The organism is Exiguobacterium sp. FSL W8-0210, from assembly GCF_038006045.1.
In the GTDB taxonomy this organism is placed as follows: Bacteria; Bacillota; Bacilli; order Exiguobacteriales; family Exiguobacteriaceae; genus Exiguobacterium_A.
This window is the reverse complement of sequence record NZ_JBBOUK010000001.1, coordinates 1363348-1381708: the sequence shown is the minus strand read 5'-3', so window position 1 is coordinate 1381708 and position 18361 is coordinate 1363348. Positions and strand designations below refer to the sequence as shown.

The 18361-nt window shown below is 44.9% G+C and carries 24 protein-coding genes; 7 read left to right on the top strand and 17 right to left on the bottom strand.

The window, feature by feature from the left end:
* The first annotated feature begins 2 nt into the window (after nucleotides 1–2).
* Nucleotides 3–941 (top strand): IS30 family transposase, encoded by a 939-nt coding sequence (locus MKY22_RS07160; protein WP_341086530.1) that lies wholly within the window; start codon nucleotides 3–5, stop codon nucleotides 939–941.
* Here the strand turns inward: MKY22_RS07160 and MKY22_RS07155 are convergent.
* Genes MKY22_RS07155 through MKY22_RS07145 form a run of 3 tightly spaced genes read right to left on the bottom strand, consistent with a single transcriptional unit; the run spans nucleotide 845 to nucleotide 2518 of the window.
* On the bottom strand, nucleotides 845–1204 hold the full coding sequence (locus MKY22_RS07155) for a hypothetical protein (RefSeq protein WP_341087801.1): 360 nt from the start codon (nucleotides 1202–1204) through the stop codon (nucleotides 845–847). The genes MKY22_RS07160 and MKY22_RS07155 overlap by 97 nt on opposite strands.
* A 57-nt stretch (nucleotides 1205–1261) precedes the next feature.
* Nucleotides 1262–1846 (bottom strand): hypothetical protein, encoded by a 585-nt coding sequence (locus MKY22_RS07150; RefSeq protein ID WP_341087798.1) that lies wholly within the window; start codon nucleotides 1844–1846, stop codon nucleotides 1262–1264.
* Between the two features lie 54 nt (nucleotides 1847–1900).
* Nucleotides 1901–2518 (bottom strand): hypothetical protein, encoded by a 618-nt coding sequence (locus tag MKY22_RS07145; protein WP_341087795.1) that lies wholly within the window; start codon nucleotides 2516–2518, stop codon nucleotides 1901–1903.
* A gap of 134 nt (nucleotides 2519–2652) precedes the next feature.
* Between MKY22_RS07145 and MKY22_RS07140 the strand changes: the two genes are divergently transcribed.
* Nucleotides 2653–2805, top strand: a complete 153-nt coding sequence (locus MKY22_RS07140) for a DUF2199 domain-containing protein (protein ID WP_214730073.1) — start codon at nucleotides 2653–2655, stop codon at nucleotides 2803–2805.
* A gap of 37 nt (nucleotides 2806–2842) precedes the next feature.
* Here the strand turns inward: MKY22_RS07140 and MKY22_RS07135 are convergent, their stop codons facing one another.
* The 14 genes from MKY22_RS07135 to MKY22_RS07070 form a co-directional block, all read right to left on the bottom strand.
* Nucleotides 2843–3253 (bottom strand): hypothetical protein, encoded by a 411-nt coding sequence (locus MKY22_RS07135; RefSeq protein WP_341087790.1) that lies wholly within the window; start codon nucleotides 3251–3253, stop codon nucleotides 2843–2845.
* A gap of 57 nt (nucleotides 3254–3310) precedes the next feature.
* On the bottom strand, nucleotides 3311–4069 hold the full coding sequence (locus MKY22_RS07130) for a hypothetical protein (protein ID WP_214730077.1): 759 nt from the start codon (nucleotides 4067–4069) through the stop codon (nucleotides 3311–3313).
* 7 nt (nucleotides 4070–4076) lie between these two features.
* Nucleotides 4077–4244, bottom strand: a complete 168-nt coding sequence (locus MKY22_RS07125) for a hypothetical protein (RefSeq protein WP_341087788.1) — start codon at nucleotides 4242–4244, stop codon at nucleotides 4077–4079.
* Between the two features lie 14 nt (nucleotides 4245–4258).
* A complete protein-coding gene (locus tag MKY22_RS07120; protein ID WP_341087785.1) occupies nucleotides 4259–4726 on the bottom strand; it encodes a DUF2716 domain-containing protein in 468 nt (155 codons plus the stop codon).
* A complete protein-coding gene (locus MKY22_RS07115) occupies nucleotides 4723–5250 on the bottom strand; it encodes a hypothetical protein (RefSeq protein ID WP_341087782.1) in 528 nt (175 codons plus the stop codon). Before MKY22_RS07115 ends, MKY22_RS07120 begins: the two co-directional genes overlap by 4 nt.
* A gap of 21 nt (nucleotides 5251–5271) precedes the next feature.
* A complete protein-coding gene (locus tag MKY22_RS07110) occupies nucleotides 5272–5658 on the bottom strand; it encodes a hypothetical protein (RefSeq protein WP_341087779.1) in 387 nt (128 codons plus the stop codon).
* Nucleotides 5659–5744: 86 nt separating this feature from the next.
* Nucleotides 5745–6227 carry a DUF2691 family protein gene (locus MKY22_RS07105; RefSeq protein ID WP_341087778.1) on the bottom strand — a complete coding sequence of 161 codons (483 nt, stop codon included), beginning with the start codon at nucleotides 6225–6227 and terminating at the stop codon, nucleotides 5745–5747.
* A gap of 22 nt (nucleotides 6228–6249) precedes the next feature.
* Nucleotides 6250–6732 (bottom strand): hypothetical protein, encoded by a 483-nt coding sequence (locus MKY22_RS07100; RefSeq protein WP_214730068.1) that lies wholly within the window; start codon nucleotides 6730–6732, stop codon nucleotides 6250–6252.
* A 59-nt stretch (nucleotides 6733–6791) separates the two neighbouring features.
* Nucleotides 6792–7271 carry a hypothetical protein gene (locus MKY22_RS07095; RefSeq protein ID WP_214730067.1) on the bottom strand — a complete coding sequence of 160 codons (480 nt, stop codon included), beginning with the start codon at nucleotides 7269–7271 and terminating at the stop codon, nucleotides 6792–6794.
* 86 nt (nucleotides 7272–7357) lie between these two features.
* A complete protein-coding gene (locus tag MKY22_RS07090; protein WP_214730066.1) occupies nucleotides 7358–7963 on the bottom strand; it encodes a hypothetical protein in 606 nt (201 codons plus the stop codon).
* Between the two features lie 46 nt (nucleotides 7964–8009).
* Complete coding sequence (locus MKY22_RS07085) at nucleotides 8010–8144, bottom strand: hypothetical protein (protein ID WP_341087775.1); 135 nt, start codon at nucleotides 8142–8144, stop codon at nucleotides 8010–8012.
* Complete coding sequence (locus tag MKY22_RS07080; RefSeq protein WP_341087773.1) at nucleotides 8141–8512, bottom strand: hypothetical protein; 372 nt, start codon at nucleotides 8510–8512, stop codon at nucleotides 8141–8143. The genes MKY22_RS07085 and MKY22_RS07080 overlap by 4 nt, the downstream gene beginning before the upstream one ends.
* Before the next feature lie 34 nt (nucleotides 8513–8546).
* Entirely contained in the window at nucleotides 8547–9269 is a 723-nt protein-coding gene (locus tag MKY22_RS07075; RefSeq protein ID WP_341087772.1) for a DUF2750 domain-containing protein, read from the bottom strand.
* A 31-nt stretch (nucleotides 9270–9300) separates the two neighbouring features.
* Complete coding sequence (locus MKY22_RS07070; RefSeq protein ID WP_214730063.1) at nucleotides 9301–9840, bottom strand: hypothetical protein; 540 nt, start codon at nucleotides 9838–9840, stop codon at nucleotides 9301–9303.
* A 241-nt stretch (nucleotides 9841–10081) separates the two neighbouring features.
* Between MKY22_RS07070 and MKY22_RS07065 the strand changes: the two genes are divergently transcribed.
* From MKY22_RS07065 to MKY22_RS07040, 5 genes are all read left to right on the top strand, one after another.
* Nucleotides 10082–10321, top strand: coding sequence for a hypothetical protein (locus tag MKY22_RS07065; protein WP_035408336.1), 240 nt, complete (start codon nucleotides 10082–10084; stop codon nucleotides 10319–10321).
* A gap of 109 nt (nucleotides 10322–10430) precedes the next feature.
* A complete protein-coding gene (locus MKY22_RS07060) occupies nucleotides 10431–10817 on the top strand; it encodes a hypothetical protein (protein WP_214730062.1) in 387 nt (128 codons plus the stop codon).
* A gap of 170 nt (nucleotides 10818–10987) precedes the next feature.
* Entirely contained in the window at nucleotides 10988–12880 is a 1893-nt protein-coding gene (locus tag MKY22_RS07055; protein ID WP_341087764.1) for a glycosyltransferase family 2 protein, read from the top strand.
* 268 nt (nucleotides 12881–13148) lie between these two features.
* Nucleotides 13149–14600 carry a glycosyltransferase gene (locus MKY22_RS17360; RefSeq protein WP_445298369.1) on the top strand — a complete coding sequence of 484 codons (1452 nt, stop codon included), beginning with the start codon at nucleotides 13149–13151 and terminating at the stop codon, nucleotides 14598–14600.
* A gap of 160 nt (nucleotides 14601–14760) precedes the next feature.
* Nucleotides 14761–18285, top strand: coding sequence for a CDP-glycerol glycerophosphotransferase family protein (locus MKY22_RS07040; protein WP_290776556.1), 3525 nt, complete (start codon nucleotides 14761–14763; stop codon nucleotides 18283–18285).
* Nucleotides 18286–18361: the final 76 nt, after the last annotated feature.

Below are 18361 nucleotides of genomic sequence, written 5' to 3'. Positions count from 1 at the left end.
TTATGAGCTATGTTCATCTTACCACATCAGAAAGAGTCAAAATAGAAACTTATCTAGAGCTTGGATTTTCAATGCGAAAGATCGCTCAGCATCTCGGACGACAGCCGTCCACGATTTCACGTGAGCTCAAACGGAATCCTTCCTACAATGCGATCAACGCCGGACTGCGTTATGAGATGCAAAAAAAGAATTGTGGAGCACGCACGCTGTTCAGCACTTCGCTTGGCTCATGTATCCTTTCGAAACTGCGAGAGACATGGTCTCCCGAACAGATCGCCGGACGGCTCTTTCACGAACAGGGACCATCGTACAGTACAATCTATCGATGGATATATAAAGGATTCATCAAGAGCGATTTAGGCGTTTTACGACAAAAAGGAAAGCGCCAAAAGCCACGTGAGACAAGAGGTCGCTTCAACATCGGGCTTCCGATCAGTAAACGTCCGTCGGACGTCCGGGGTCGAGAAACGTTCGGGCATTGGGAGTTGGATACTGTCGTATCAGGACGAGGGCAGACAAAGGCGTGTGTTGCGACATTCATCGAACGTAAAAGTCGGTTCTATATCGTACTACCGATGGTCGACCGTTCTTCTCACTCGATGGAACATGCCATCCAAACACTTTACTCTTCTTTCCCATCGGGAACGTTTCAAACCATGACGACGGATCGCGGTAAGGAGTTCAGCTGTCACGAACGGATACAGGACTCTCTTGGTATCCCAATGTACTTTGCGGATCCCTATTCTTCATGGCAACGTGGCAGCAATGAGAATGCAAATGGTCTTCTCCGTGAGTTCTTCCCAAAGGGAACCAACTTCGGAATGATCAACAAGACAGAATTAGATTACGCACTTTCTAGAATCAACAATCGACCAAGGAAGTGTTTGGATTGGAAAACTGCATACGAGGTCTTTTCCGAAGAAGTGTTGCGCTTAATTTGACAAACCGTCTTCTGAAAAAATGGTTCCACCTCTTCATTGGTAAAACCACCGCCGAACGTAACGAATAGTGGAAAGCGATTCAGACGCGTCAAAAAATGCTTCAGTACTTCATTGGAGTCATGTTGATAGTCACGTTTCTCGTCATTCGGAATACATCCCATCGAATAAATCGACTTAACAGCACCTGGTGGATCAATATCGAGATAGTGGTCTTTGACCACTTTTGCATGATTCGTATGTTCATCGAGATAGATATATAACATAAAAATTCCTCCACGTATTCTGCTAGATCCATCTACATAATTCAACTGCTTGTTTCATCAATAGAATTCAATGGTACCATCGTCAGGAAAGATGGCTTTCACCTTGTCCTCGGTATTAAAACAGGCTTCATTCGAAAACAGATAATAGCCCATGAAATCATGCTCCATCGTGATGAACGACATCTCTTTCGTCGCACGAATGACGGGAACGGTACGTTCTTTTTTGAAAAACCATCCTTTGACCATTCTCCGCTCAAACGTCAGGAGATTCGTAAACGATATAAAGAAGTCTTCATTCACAGCCCCATACCAATAGGTCTCATCTAACAATAACTCTAGTTCGGTCGCATCATGCACATGAACGCTATAGTATAGGTTCTTGTACGGTCGAATCTTTGTATACGATAGATTGTGCTTTTGAAAGTACGGCTCGACCTCCTCGTCCGTAAAACTTCCACCGAACGTGATGAAAATCGGGAACCGATTGAGACACGTCAAAAATTGTTTCAAGACTCGATTTGAATCGCCTTGATAGTCGCTTTCAGTGTCATCCGGTAGACAACCCATCGAATAGATGAAGTCGATACGTTCTGGTCGATCAACGTACAAGTATCTGTCCTTAAACACTTGTGCGTGATCCATATGCTTCTCAAAATAGACATCCAACACGTTCCCTCTCCCCTCTTAATCTCTCCACTACCGCTCGATTTTTTCTTCTGGAAACAGTGCTTCTATTTTTTCTAATTCATCGAAATCCGGTTCATTCGAGAAGATCAGCACATTCTCGAAATCAAAGCCGATTTTAAAAAATGTCGTCGGATCCGTTATATCGATTACTGGTACCACTCTCTCTTTTTTGATCAACCACCGTCTTACTCTCCTCGTTTCAAATTTCAATAGATTGGTGAAAGCAATTAAATAGTAGCCATTGTAGTTAGCCATTGTAATTGATTGTGTAAGTACCTGAAATAAGTCCGTCGGGTGATTCACTTCGACGGTCATATATATTTCACGCTTAGTGATCGAGGTCTTCGTATAAGATAACTGTTTGTCCTTAACCGTAGAGAGCAAATCCGTTTTTTCTAAATCAGTCAGTTCATGGAATCCAAAGGAGAGATAGACGGGAAAGCGATTCAAACGCGAGAATAATCGTGTTAACACTTCTTCGTCCGAGATGACTTCATCTTCATTTGAGTCATCATTATAATACTCAAAAGAATAAATGGATTTTATTCGGTCTTGTCCTCTTATCGTGAGATGATATTCCTTGATTGTCTTCGCATGATTTTGATGTTCTTCGATGTCGATTTGCACGTTAATCCCCTCACTTTCGCTGGATTGTCACGGTCTTCATCAGGATTCTCTAACAATAGATACTAAACTACAAGTATGCTCTCTCCTAAGGTTCGACAACGAGACATACATAACTTCACTTAGAGGTGATTCCGATGAAAAAACTTATGCCTTGCGCCAAAGGAACCGGTCAACTTCCTTTCTTCGAACTCGAGCCGACGAATCATCCTTTGTCGATCGAATTCTATTCCGAGATGACGCTTGCGCAAGTCCACGCCATCGTAGATATCGTCTATGCACAAGAGTGAACCATTTAACCCGTAGCCACTGTGGATCTGCAGCTTTTTAGTTTTCACTCTGTTTCGTGATCAACATATGCGTTCTTTCAGGAATCTCAATGTCTTCTAACTGATCAAGTGCCAATGATAACGTCATACTTTTCACTTGCGGATCGGACTCCTCCCCAATCCAACAGGTATACAATTCAAACGATTCGCCCTCGTCTAAGAAGTCACTCATGAGCGTAAACAAATAACGCAGCTTTTCTTTCGATTCCAGTGCAATTTCGGAATCAAAAGGTTCAACGATCTCGATGCCCCAGTGACTCGAAATTTCATATACATACCATTTATGAAAATGCTTCGTTTTTACTTCATACAGACAGTCTTGATCCGCAAAACAGGGGCCGATATATAAAGGAACGGTTTCACCTTTTTCATCTAAATTGAGATACTGTTCAGGAATTTGTCTCTCCATACAGATATATGATGCTAAGCTCATTATGCTTCCTCCTTCTGTGTGATGTTTACATCATTAATTGAAAGACGTCTTTCCATTGTCTATCTTTCCAAAATGCGCGATTTTTCCATTCGTACAAAAGTGATCGAGCATGCCAAATCGATCCGTTGCATCGCGAGTCACGATGAAGTTGTAGGCCATCAATAACGAGAATTCAGACATGAAGTTCTCAAGCGTTTGCTGCGTGGGACGTACATCTTTCGAAAATAATCCTGTCGTCACTTCTTTTCGATTCAGTAAATGCAATAAATGTTCTTCAAATACCGCTTGCCAATTAGAATCGTGCAATATCATCACGTGAATCGAATCATCATTTTCTAAAACATTCCGACCACAAAAGACGACTTCTACCGGAAACGTGGCGTGTGGTAAAACCGCATCAAAAAAGTTCTCATATTCTGTCCCTACGTCATCAAGCTCCTCATAAGCGACTCCATACATCGAGACATAATCGTTCGTGACTCGGACGATTCCTTGTCCTTGTTTTTGGATAATGAGCGTCACTTCTGCTTTAGTCGCCATTTCCTGCTGTTCGATGACAAGATGTTCGAGAAATCTGTCAAGCTGTGAGTCGTCGGTCATAATCATGTGAGATCGGACCGTCCAATCCGAAAAATCGTCGATGTGTGGATTCTGCTTGAGAGATCGTTCCAGTAATTTTACTTCAAATGGGTACGAATGCTGACTTACTTGAACCCGGACGAGGTCTTGCCAATCATCGCGTGGTAGCAGTTCCCGGAACACATCGATCCACTCGTCTCGTTCAACTAGCATCCTATTCTTATTTTTCATATTTCATCCGACCTTCTAGTTTGCTACAGAGATAGCCCACGATATGTTCATGCGTCGTCCGTTCTTCGAGATCAACATTGTCGACTAATTCATTGATTGTCTCCGAGATGACCTGCCATAATGCGGTTCCTTGATACTCGTCGTATGGTGTTCTCACTTTCTATCCTCCTTCTATCCTCTTCGAATTTCATTCATAAAAATCTCTGTTCCTTGGAACGCAGAGATCATGTCTTCTCCAAACAACGTGATACTCCCCTCCCACGGATGACCGAGATACCCCCAGCGGAAGTCGCTAGCGATAAAAAAGGAATAATCGCCATCTGGAACGGCTGGAATCATCCAATCTCCTTCTTCATTTCGAAGAAACGGACGTCTTGGGTCGATCCAGTATCCTTGATGATTCCAATCGAGTGCCATGACGCGTTTCCCTTCAACGGTCAGATCGGTCAGAATACGCTTTAGCATTTGCTCGATCTCTTCGCGTTTCTCGTAATCCACTTCGTATGTAATGAACGGACTCGGGGCATGGTATGAGGGAAAAACTGTCGTACTGGGTGCGAATTGAAATTGTTGATCAATGACGTGCCATATCTTCTTGTCCTCCGCTTGCGTCATCGGAATCCAGCTCCATGGTTTCAATCGAACGTCGCTCCTTGAGGAGATCGAACGGTGTACGCTGCTCCTTCTTGTACTGCAATTTTTGGTTCGTCTTGTACATCGCGTGCTTTCATTTCTTCAAAAATTAGTGTAATGGCTGCCTCAACATCAAGGACGTAGTAAAAGATATTCGTCGTACCGTTGCCGATATCTCCCCCTTTGCAGTAGCCGTTCCCCGTATGAAGCAAACCATCATTAATTACTTCTTCCATCATGTGACGGCGCTCGAGCGCTGCTTCTGCCTGACCCTTGTCATAAGGAAAATGGACGATGAGTTCCCGGTAATCTGCCTCGTTCAGCTCGCGATAACCTTGACGTTCAAACTTCTCGATCAGCTGCAAAATCTGTACATCTAATCGTTTGAAGCGCGAGACGCGCATTTGCTTTACGTTTTCTGCTTTCACCCACGCTCCAACGATTCCTTGATGTTGAACGATGAGGCGCCCCTCTGTATAGATTGTTTGGTAGAGTGTATTCGAGCCGCTTTGTTTTATCAGTTGGATCATGAGTGGTTCCCGCTCCCTCCTTCACAATGCGTTCAAGTCACGATCTTCTATGTAGCCTAAAAACGCATCTTGCAATGCACCATCTGTCTCTACGGTCTCGACCGAATCTCCTGCTTCGTCAACTCGGACAAGTGCCAGTTTCACTTCAAGCTCAGATCCACTTAGTCCTGAACTCCCATCGATGATACTAAATACATGCGAAACCGTATCGATAATCGTCTGTTCCATCATCTGTCTCATCCGTTTTTGATCCGCTTCGCTCGACTGCTGGTAAAACGCGATACAGGCCGTATAGTCATTGACGTTTGGATCGACTTCTTCTTCGTAGATGTCCTTATAGTCCGCCATACCTTCTTTAACAACCGTTCGATAAACTGCTTGAACGAATTCTTCCAACTCTTGATTCATGATTTTCTCTCCTTCATTAATACCCAGCAGTTCACCCCTCTTGTCTTAAACGTTGAGCGTTTACATCTGTTCGTCAGAACTACTTCTTATTCTGACCATACCGACAAACGGGTCCGAGGATCATTATCATCGGTCACCCATTCGATTCCGGTATATCCACGTCTCACGGCGTTCTCATAAAACGCTTCGGATACGTGCTGCTCCTTACAATAGATATCGACGTACGTGCAGTCATACACCAAAATCGCGATGTGACAATTGCTTTTCTGAAACCACGCATAAGTCGTTCCCACTTCTTCAGTCTGACCACTTTGAAATGCAAACAATGCAGCAAAAATCAAGTAATTGCTTGGTCCCCTTAGCCATTTCGCTAGTTCATGTCCTGTCGCTATCCGATCGATTGAAAACTCTTCTAAACTGTCATACAAGTCCCCATCCATGGTTTGGATCGGAAAATCAAAGTTACGAAGAAACCAATCATACTCTTTCATTTCAATCGCACTTAATATGTCGAGCAAGATACGCCCCGGTTCATTCGGGATTTCAAATGACACACCACGCAGACTCATCGAATCCCCTCTTTCTATCTTGTCATAAGAAGGCTACCGTATGAAAACACTGTAGTTCTTGTTCTTCACTTGAACTTCCCCACGTGCAGACGGCGTAACCTTGTGCTGCCAATGTCGTAACCATCTCGACGACTGGTACGTCTCCACTTTCTGTTAAGCCGATATCGAGCACCTGCGTTAGTAATTCCTGACAATGTAATGGTCGATCATGATTCGCACAAATAATGGTATACATAGCTGGAGAGTCACTAATCATTTCAATGGCTCTCGAAAGCTGTTCGAGACCAAATTTAGCGATCCCAACGTAATATGATTCTTCTCCGACTTGGACCGGCACTTCTATTCGGGAGGTGAAGCCATCAAGCATCTCTTTTCGTTCGAGCAAACGCCACAGCTTGTAGTAATCAAAGATTCTTTTGGAATGGAACTTATTTTCGACACGCACTACTACATAAAAGCGATATGTGCTTAGCGCATGCTTTTTCGCTAGCTCATCACGGAACATCTCACTACTGATTTGTTTGAATTAAACGATGTCTTCTCGAAACAAAAGCATCTCCTTTTTCAATCCCACTGACACGATACACTTTGATACGTTTCAAACTGTAGATACACGAGTTGATTTGTACCAAGATGAGTGAGTCTGAGTGATTGTTGTGATGGTTGCGTGTAAGGCAATTCGAATCTGACACCTTCGATTTTCTTCAATAAAAAATATGCCCAATGCTGATTGTATTCATTCTCGGAGAGAGCCTCCCATAACGCATCTTCACAATGATCCGCCTCGTAGACATATAATTTCATGACCGTGTTCTCCGCTATCACGGATAACCCCGCGAATACGGGAGAGTTTGGAATTTGCGGTTTCTGAATGACCAAAGTATAGCCCTCTTTCAGAAGATGATTCAATTGTTCGCGGCTATCCGGTAGCTCCTCTTCGATGACGGAAGCCGGAAGTTCTCTGATGCGGATTGGCAATCCCACCTCATATTCAAAGGGATCTTCGAGTGCGAGTAAGTCTTCACGAGAATAGATTATTTTCATGAGATCATCCTCACATTCTTTTGTGCAATGCATTAAAATTCTATCAGGATAGTTCTTTAAATGGGTCTGGTATTTCTTTGTTTCATTTATAATATGTAGCCATCTCTATCATTGGCGTTGTTCTCGAGTTTACGTTTGTATTTGCTTCGAAGATATAATAAAAGTATCAATCCTGTTCCAATTGACAGAATCGGAAATAGATGTGGGATGTACTGCTCTTGCCGAAAACCGACATGCATTAAGAAATAATCGACGAAACAGATGACACGTAGCCACATCGGAAACTGATCTTTACTAAGAAACGCTAAGAACATCAGAGCGATACCGATACCTAATACAACAAACGGTAATATAGTGAACGGTGTCACTAACTGGAACAGACCGAGACCCAGAAGAAGATAAGCGAGCCAGGACGTCCGACGGCGAAATTTCTCACGCTCTTTCCGTCCGGGTTGCATCCCGTAAATATCATCCTGCCTGTATCCTTCAGCCTGTTTCTCAGCAATCAATTCCTTCAGTCGTCGTTTAGCTTGACGCCGAAATGTATATCGTTCTTCAATTGAATCACTGACATCCTGATCGATTTTCCATTGTTCGGTGACACCGTGATACATCTGGATTGTTCGACCGTCCCGGTACATGAACCAGAAATAGATGATGCCATCCACTTGCTTACTGAGCGTGACAATCATTAAATTATCATCCTTATCAATTGAATTAGTCTTCTGTAGCAATTTTTTAAATAGAAGCATGGTTCGGCTGTTCCGCTAGAAAATCCGTTTGATTGTATCTGTTTTGGACATAAAACAATAGGAGTGTACCCGTTCCAATCGCGAAACCAGCATATAACCCCTCTCGGTATTCAATGTTCATGACACAGCAACTGATGAAACAAACCGTGCGTAGCCAGCCCGGTAAATAGTCTTTACTGAAAACGACCATTCCCATTTGAAGTAACGCAAGCACTGCGATGATAATTGGAGAGACGCGAGTCCTATCATTCGACGCTTGAACGTCTGTCTTTTCTTGCGGTTCGGTGTCAGTCCGAATACGTCCTCGAATATGTATCCTTCTGCCTGTTTTTCCGAAATCCACGTATTCATCCGACGTTTCGCTTGATATCTGAACAAGTAGCGATCTTCCATCGCTTGTTTCATATCGTCCTGATGAATCTCGTTCATGACACCGTGATACGTATACAATTTTCGTCCATCGCGATAGATGAGCCAAACGGCTGTCATTCCATCGACTTGTTTATGAAGCGTCCGAATCGTGTTAACCCTCCAGATCTGCTAGGACATCTTCTGGATCCAGCTCAAGTCCAATGAGCTCCGGTTCCCAGTTCAAGCCACAATACAGTCCATTGTCAATCATGTTCGGCAACCAGCCATCCATGAATAGACCCAAATCCAAGCGAATTAGATGATAGTCCGCCCATTCCTTCGTCTGTAGCGCTTTCGCCGCTGATTTCGACGAAAAGAATAACAATACATCCGATTCCTCTTGATACGAAGGACAATAGGCCCAACCCGACTGTTCAAATTTTGATAGACCATAGACGGCGCCTGTCTCGATGACCGTTTGTACGAAGAGTTCTGCTTGTTCTGCACTGCGATCCACTTGTTGTTCCTTTTCAATGAATATCTTCAACGTTGGTGCTACCGAAAATAATTCTTGTTCCTCATGATCCCATAAGACGATTGTCTCTGTGTCCGGAAGCTGATACCCGAGTTCGTCACCTGTTCCGTCACGTGCGATTCGTAAGAAACCGGATGGGTAGTCCTCCGCATCCGTCGTGTTAACACGAACAAGGTCGTCCCATGTCCGCTTGATATACTGCTCGTCCTTGATCGGATGAAACTCCCATTCGCCGATGCTGAATTTATTTTCGTGCTTGTACCTATTTCGTAGTTCTTTCGGAAGCTTAAAGCCAAGTTCTGCTTCTACCTCTTGTAATCTCTCTTCAGTAACGCCTGGTAAACCGATTTGATATGTCATCTATGTGACTCCTTCTTATACATTTTTGTCTTTAATTTTTTCGGTTAAAGTTCTTTCCTGCGGGATAAAGTCCGGTCAATCGTCTGCCGTAATGAACTTTTGCCTGTCCCATCCGAAGCCGCGTCACGCCATACTGCTTTTTAAAATAATCAATGACGGGTTCAACGATATAAGACGGCTCCAAGATATGAAGGACGAATTCGATCGCTTCTGGCCCATACTCATCTTCAACAAAATACCCATTGCCGATTTCAAAAAGAAATCCGTTGAGGTCTTCTTCAATGCTCGAACGATGCTCAAAGATGACATCATACTCTGTATCCTGACAAAAGATCTCTACGACAACTTCGTGGTAATCCGCTTCTTGAACGACAGAATATCCGTCTTTTTCTTTCTCTGCAACAAGTTCTCGGATACAGGCATCCAGATTAAAAAAGCGCGAGAACTTTTGCTCGCTCATTGGTTCTTTCAATCTCTCTCCCATGATGCCGTGAAACGTGTAGAGTGTCCGTCCATCCTTCTCGAACAGCCAAAAATGATTCTGACCGTTGATTTGTTTAATGAGTTGCATATTGTCACACGATTCCTTTAAGTAATAAGTCGATGAAATTTTTAATTTCTTGTCATTTGTTGTTTTCTTGAAAAATCAATTTCTCTTCTTCATTATAAAACCCATAACCATTTATGGGAATTTTTATTTATTCATATGATATATTCCATTTTGATTACAAATTTAATTTAAAACACTTTTTATGTAAGCGTTATCATTATACTGTATACGGTACTTATTCTTTATTAAGGAGTTGAATTAAATGGATACGGTCATCAGTCACTATTCGAAATTCAAATGTCCACGTTGTCGCGAGAAATTCAAGGATGAGATTCTCATTGAAGATTTACATAGTGTAGCGTACGAAGACCGGCGCTTAGGTCTCGAAATCCAGTATGACTTTTCTTCGGAAGTCGCTTGTCCGAACTGCCATCATCAATGGCTCATTGAAGGCAATGTCTGGGAGTATCCTGAAGGCGTCATCGATGCCATCGAACTATAGTGCGACCAACATGAAACACTTCCCTTTTTCTTAAGTAAGCTACATATGAAGTGTTGCCTTGATGTATACTATCGGTAATACAGAACGTGTACTTCGGAGGGGTTCGCATTTGAAAAGCAAACTTTTATTTTTACTGCTATTTTCGATCGTCTGTCTAGCAGGATGTAGCAATTACGATCAAGACGGAAATACGACTAGTGAGGAAGCAAAAAAGAAATACGATGCAGCCATCAATCAAGTCTTCAAATCTGAAAACCAGTACTTGAAGCAGCAACAGATCAACCAGCAACTAAAGCGAAACACTGATGAAACGGGCGTCATCGTCTATGAGGATAAAGATTTAATCGAAATCTATTACGACCAATCATCTGAAGGACAAAAAGCCATTTATCAGAAAAAAGGATCGACTTACGCGCGGAAGACGTATTCGAAACAAATCAGCGGTAAAATCGATGCCTCTGAAAAAAAATACCTTGAGAACATTGGAATCAAGTAATTCTAATCCTATAAGGCTGATTGGTTAATTGTCTAAATGGTCGATGACTCCATTATTTTATGGAGCCATCGACCATTTTCGTGTTTTCTTATCCTTCTCTTTCCTTCATCTGTTTTAAGGCACAGTTCAGGGGGTATTTTTTAATATTTAGTTTAAGGTGGGAATTACTGATGGAAAGAACCGCATCGATCATTATTCCTGTATACAATAAGGCGACATATCTCTCAACTTGTATCGCATCGATCCAAGAACTCACGCTCGATCACTCAACAATCGAAGCGATTTTCGTTGATGACGGTTCGACGGATGAATCGTTATCGATTCTCCACACGGCTGCACAAACGATGGATTTCATTCGCATCATCGAACTTCCTGAAAATTCGGGCAGTCCTGCACAACCGCGAAACGTCGGAATTGAAGAAGCGACAGGTACCTACGTCACGTTCTTAGATGCTGATGATCGTCTCGATCCAGTCGGATTCCCTCGACTCGTCGCACAAGCCGCTTCGCATGATGCCGATATCGCATTCGGTCAAACGATCAAACATACCAACACGTCGATTCAAAAGGTTGGCCGCTTTGCATCGTTTACGACAGCGAATCAGCTTGTTCCGTATGAAATCGATAAAGTGTTCCGCGCGGTCGGACCTCCAGGGAAAATTCTGAAGCGCTCCGTCTTGCTTGAACATAACATTCGGTTCAGCGCGATGCAGTACGGTGAAGATAAACTCTTCTTCTTTGAAGCCATCTCGAAATGCCAAACGGCTTCGATGAATCCGGCACCGGTCTATCACGTCAATCGTTTCGCGATGAATGATTCGCTTGTCGGACAAACAAGTATTTTCGAAAAGACGACCTTCAATTTACAAGTGCTTGAGAAAACGCTCGAACTTGATATTCCAGCAGTTGCTAAAACCCATGCTTTGAGTCGATTGATCGAGATGGACTTCCTCTCCCGACTGTTCAACAACAAGCGTTTCCTTGAGCATCCGCAGCAGCAGACCTTTTTTGACCTGTTCCGCGAAATGATTGCCGTTTTTGAACGCCATGGTGCAGATCCAGCGGATTTCATTTTTGATGACATCTTTCAAAAACAGTACACCTTGCTTCAGCAAAAAGACTATGACAGCTTCGTCACCTTCATCACGCTGCTCGTCCAAAAACATAAAGCCCGGCGATATGTATCGGAGAATCGTCTTTATTACCGGATGCCTGCTTCGTTGAGTCATCTCGGTCCTGTCCTTGAGCCATTCTTTGCTACGTATGCGGGCACCCGTCTCGTTGATGGTCTCTTCTATGAAGTCGTACAATTACTCAAAGACGACATGTCTTCGATCGATCAAGTTCTCTTAATCGCACCCAACGATGAAGCAACGGAAACCGCCGTTCCGTTCCATATCGATGAGAACGAACTGTTCATTCCGACGGAGGCACTCGAACCGCGTTCAGATCCATTCCAATTGATGCTGATCCATGACGACTATCATCCGTTCGTCGTCCGGATGACGTTACCGAGTAGTGTCGACGAAATGCATTTGCATTATCAGCAACTTAAAGTCGAATTTCGTCCCGAGGAACAAAAATCACCGATACAGAAAATCGACGCGACGAAGTATCATATCGAAGCACCGCCGCAAGTCGTCGTACTCGAGAAAGCCTTTTTGTATGATGACCTCGAATTCGAGCATAAGCAAGCAGCGCTCGAAGTCGGTCAACTCCTGACAATCAGTGATCTACAGTTGACGATTGCTGGCACACCACGACTCGTCACGGCTGATGGAGCTTACGTCACGGCAAACAAAAAATATGTCCATCTTCCGCCTGTGATCGATAACGAGACCTATCTGACTGTGCCTCCAACAACAGTCCGGATTTTGAAAACATGTAAACAGTACGCCGATCGTGACTTTAAAAATGAACTACCGACGAAAAACACACCCGATACGGTGCTTCAGATCGAGAAGGTCGTCCTGTCATCGAAAGGCACACCACGCTTGAAAACGGCTCAGGATATGTACATCACAGCCAATCGATCATTCGTTCAACCGATCAACGAAGCTTAACAATACACCTAGGGATAGAGAGATCTCGTTCCTAGGTTCCTTATTATTCCAACAAAGTATGCTATAGTATGGATAAGGTTCACCGATATGATCCATATTTTATGCTACTAAATAAAATTGTAAGCGCTATATAAGGAGATGCCCTATGAAACGAGATTTGTTTTTTACATTGAATACGTTAGCAGCTTAGCGTGGCGGTTTATCAAAAGCAGTCATTAAACGCGCGAATGCCATCATCACGGCTGATCCGGAGCGAAATGTCACACTCGTGACGTTAGGGATTCAACCGAACCTCGAAGCGATTCGCGAAGAGATAGTCGAGGCGCGTTTGCTTGATCCTCGCATCCAGGTCGTCAACGTCATCAATTTTTTAGCACGCCGCCAGGCAGACAAACGGTCCGTCGTTTCTTCGAAAGCCGAATTGATTCCGCGTTGGGAAAAACGGTATACGTTGTTCCTCGATGCGAGCCGTGCCGAAAAAGATTCCTATCGATTGTTCGACAATGGTACATACGTCCAGTACGCTCGGTTTGACGCTAACAATCAGCTCAGCTTCATCGATTATTTTTCAGAGAATCGCCATCGCCTACGCCGCGAGGAATACCTTGATAACGGGCAGTTGGTGCAGACGATCCAGTATTCGCTTACATCGAATAAGCCGGTCTCCCGTTCCTTCTTCCACAGTGATGGAACGTGTTATTTGACGATTTGGCATAAAATCAACTCGGCAGACTGGAGTCATCTATTTTATTTCGAAGCCGGTCAGGAAAAACAGTTCAATGATCCAGCGATCTTTAATACGTTCGTCTTGAACAAGCTGTTAGATCAACATGACGCGGTCTTGATCTCATCAGAATACCGGGATCGTCTTGCCAACCTACCGAAAAAAAATTTGGATGCGGTCATCCTAGACATCAAGCATCCGAATATTAAAAAGATCGCCTTCGGGCATAGCAATCACTTCGTGTCGCCCTTCAATGAGACAGCAGCCGTCAGTGGTGTCTGGGATACATTATTCGGTCGCATCGACGAGTGGGATCGTGTCATCACGGCAACACCTCGTCAACAAGCGCATATGACCAACCAGTTCGGTCATCCGGAAACGTTCCATGCGATTCCACACGGTGTTGGTGCTGTTCCGGAAGCCGACTACTCGGTACTTCCTGAACCTGATCCGAATCGGTTCATCGTCGTCTCGCGCATTCAAGTCAAAAAGGATGTCGCTGCGAGTGTCCGTGTCATGCGGAAGATCGTCGACCACCACCCCAATGCCTTCCTTGATTTCTATGGCTTCGGTTACAACGATCAGCTCGAAAAGGATCTCCATGCTTTGATCAAGGAATTGTCATTAACGAAGCACATCCGTTTCAAAGGGTTCGTCACGAACATTCAAGACGCTTATCATGGTGCTGTCGCAACGATCTTTACGTCGCAATCCGAAGGGTTCGGGATGGCGATCCTTGAGAGCATGGGCTATGGTGTTCCGGTCATCGCCTACGATGTTTGTTACGGTCCCCGTGAAATCATTGAGCATGGAACGACTGGTTTTATCATTCCAACAGGTGACACGTCAGCTTTCGCAGCAGCAGCGATCCGCTTGATGGAGCAACCGTCCCTAAGACGTCAAATGGGCGAAGCCGCCTTGCATTCGGTTGAGCGTTTTTCGGATGATCTTTTCACGAAAAATTGGCTGATGCTTTTGAATCAGCTCGACGAATAGTTAGTCGACCTCCTCCCCTGTGAGGAGGTTTTTTTGTCTATCCACCAAAGTCCGCATTGTTTTTCAAATTTTAGGATGTTTTAGCTATTGATTATGATAGAATGCTAAGGGAAGATAGCGCTTTCATAAAACATCTTTTAGTAGGAGGTTCCTTGATTCCATGCTGTTTAAATCTGCTCTCCGGGTGCTCCAATTTGGACATTCCGTACTTCCGAAAAAACAAAAAAAGCTTAAACGATCGGCATTAAAAGAATCGTTAAAGATTCAATCTTCGCCGACAGACTATACGCTATCCGGTCAATTGAATGATCCGTTGCTGACGATCACGTCGTTACGTATCCGCGATCGATCGCAAGAGACGGTCCTTGAAGTGCCGAACCAACTGGACGATCATCGCTTCACCTTTCAGCTGTCGCATTCAATCGTGTCTCAATTGAGTCAGCATGTTGCTCAGATGCAAGAAGAGGCGGACGTTCCGACGGTCGAAGAAGACGGTCTCGCTGAGATCGAGTACGTCGAAGCCGATCAAGATACGCTCTATCCGATTGGTCGTTTTTCGCTTTGGCTTACGTTCACGAAAAAAGTTGAACACCTCACACCGGAGCAATTACAGAAATGGGAATCTGACGGCTTACCGAGTCATGCTACGCTCGACGCGTCTGTCTTCACCCGTGAGATTCTGCTAGGACGTTTCCTTGATACACAGATCCCTGCGCCTCTCGCGCCGTTGATGGATGAGACGTTCAACGAATTCGTCCAGTTGTATACGGATTTAAAAGGCAACCTGCGTCTGTTGCTGAACAAAGAACCGCAGACGAAGCCGAAGATTCAAATCGATGCGGTCCATAATGAGACGAAGGCGACGACAGTCATCAGCGGAAAAGCCTTTACGCGTCATGCGTTCATCAAGACGGGACGGTTGCTCCTTGTTCACCGAGAGAGTGGCGATCAAGTCCCTATCCCAATCGATTGGTTGTACCAAAACGAGGTAAGTGCGAAAAAATTCGGATTGTATCTCTATCATTACACGGCGAAGATTCACTGGTCGCACCTCTATCAAGCAGCCCAATTGCAAGAAGGGGTTTATGATGCTTTCATCACGCTCGATTTCTATCACCGATCGGAACCGAAATTACACCGTCTCGGTCGTGCCCGTTATATCACGCGTCAGCTGACACCGGAAGCGTTAGGGAAAGATGAGACGTCGACGATGCATATCATTCCGTACTACACGGTCGGTCACCGGAATCTATCATTTGAGATGACCGAGTTCACGAATGAAAATTACGCCTATCTGAATCATCTGATGACATTTGCCCCGCTCTACCGGCTGTTTGCCGAGAAGAACACGTGGCTCGTCGGAGAACGTCCATATAAAGCGCAGGACAATGGTTACCACTTCTTCAAATACATGCGCGAGACCTATCCGGAGCGACCGGTCTATTACGTCATCGATCCGGCGTCGAACGAATATGCGCAAGTCGCTCCGCTCGGAAACGTCTTGCCGATCAAATCGAAGGAACACATCTATCACTCTTTGATGGCAAAGAAGGTCATCGGGACACACCACGCGGAATACTTGTATCCGCTTCGCTCGGAGCCGTTCAAACGCAAGATGCGTGCAGATCGTGTCTTCATCCAACACGGGGTTCTCGGAACGAAGAACATGAACAATCAATACGGGAAATTTGCTGCTGCCTTCGACACGGATTTGTTCCTTGTCAGCTCGGAGCGGGAAAAACGACTCGTCACACAAGATATGGGATACGCTGAGCGCGAGGTCAAAATTACTGGCTTGTCTCGCTTTGATGCACTCTTGAAAAATGACGTCCCGGTCAAACGTCAGATGCTCGTCATTCCGACGTGGCGGTCGTGGTTACAGACGCCACTCCAGTTCTTCGAATCAGAATACTATCAGCAGTACCAAGCGTTCCTATCGAGTGATCGTTTGCATGCGTACGCGAAACAGCATCGTCTCGAGATCGTTCTTTGCCTGCATCCAAACATGCAGCAATATTCGAGTCATTTCGAGAACTTACCGATCACGGTCATCCACCAAGGCGAACGTGACGTCCAAGGGTTATTAAAAGAGAGCCTGTTGCTCGTCACTGACTACTCGAGTGTTGCCTTTGACTTCAGTTTCTTAAAGCGACCGGTTCACTATCTCCAATTCGACCCGAAACGCTTCATCGGTCCACTCGGTTCATATCTCGATCTCGAGAACGAATTACCGGGTCGAATCTCAAAAACGATTGATGACCTGTTCGACGATCTTGACGCGACGGCACGCCATAATTTTGAGATGGCGGACGAATACAAACGACGCGCTGACGTCTTCTTGACGAAAACGGATACGACTTACTCTGATCAGGTCTATCAAACAATCGCTAATTATACGAAACAGACGAGTCTCTTTGAAAAGATTCAGACGAACGAGGCAGCGAACATCCTCTTTAAGGTCTATCGCCGAAGCCGGTTCTACTTCCCGACGATGAAGGCTGGATACCGGCTCATGCAACGCGTCTTGCCGGTCGACCCGAAACTCGTCGTCTTCGAGAGTGGGCTCGGTAAACATTACGCGGACAGTCCGCGTTACATTTACGAGGAACTGAAGAAACAAGCACTCGGCTACAAAGTCGTCTGGATCTATAACAAGAAGCTTTATCTCGGAGATCCGAACGCAAAAGTCGTCAAACGCTTATCTCCTGCCTATTTCTATTACATGGCGACGGCGAAGTTTTGGGTCAACAATCAGAACTTCCCGCATTACATGACGCGGCGAAAAGAGACGACCTACATTCAGACATGGCACGGCACACCTTTGAAGAAGATGTTGTTTGACTTAGACGAGATCCATGGACGGGACGAAGGCTATGTCGAGCGTGTAACGAACGCGATCCAGCAATGGAGCGTCCTCTTGTCTCCGAGTCCCTATGCGACGAACATCTTTAGAAGTGCGTTCCAGTACGGGGGACCGGTCGTCGAATCTGGTTATCCGCGAAACGATCTCTTCTTTACGGCGAATAATGCGGCGACAATCGAACGGATCCGGACGCAGCTTCAACTACCGGAAGACAAGAAAGTCATCTTGTATGCACCGACTTTCCGTGACCATCAGTCGCTCGGTAAAGGGAAGTTCTACTTCGACTATCCGTTTGATTTCGACCGGGTCGCGGAAGCGTTAGGCGATGAGTATGTCTTCTTGATTCGGACGCATGTGCTCGTCACGAAAAAGCCGAAGATTCCAGCGCAGCACCGGGAACAATTCATCGACGTGACGGCCTATCCGGATATTCAAGAACTTTACTTGATCACCGATCTACTGATCACAGACTATTCTTCTGTTTTCTTCGACTTCGCGAACATGAATCGTCCAATGATGTTCTATGCGTATGACCTCGATCTTTATCGAGATACGTTACGCGGCTTCTACCTGGATTACTACAATGACCTTCCGGGACCGATCTTAGAAACGGAAGAGGCTTTGCTTCACGCCTTATCGGACATTCCGCGTCTGACGAAAATGTATCAAGCGCAACTCGATACGTTCCGTGCGACATACGGTCCGATGGAGGATGGGTTTGCCGCTTCTCGTGTCGTCGATGCGTACTTCAAAACGGATCAAATGATGCGCACTCAAACCCTTGAATTACTTGAACAACCAGACGGCAGTTACTCTGTTTGACCGATGATACGAAAAAACGAGGCTGGGACATAACTCAGTTTCACAAACGAAAGGCCCTCGAAACGTGTAGTCGTTT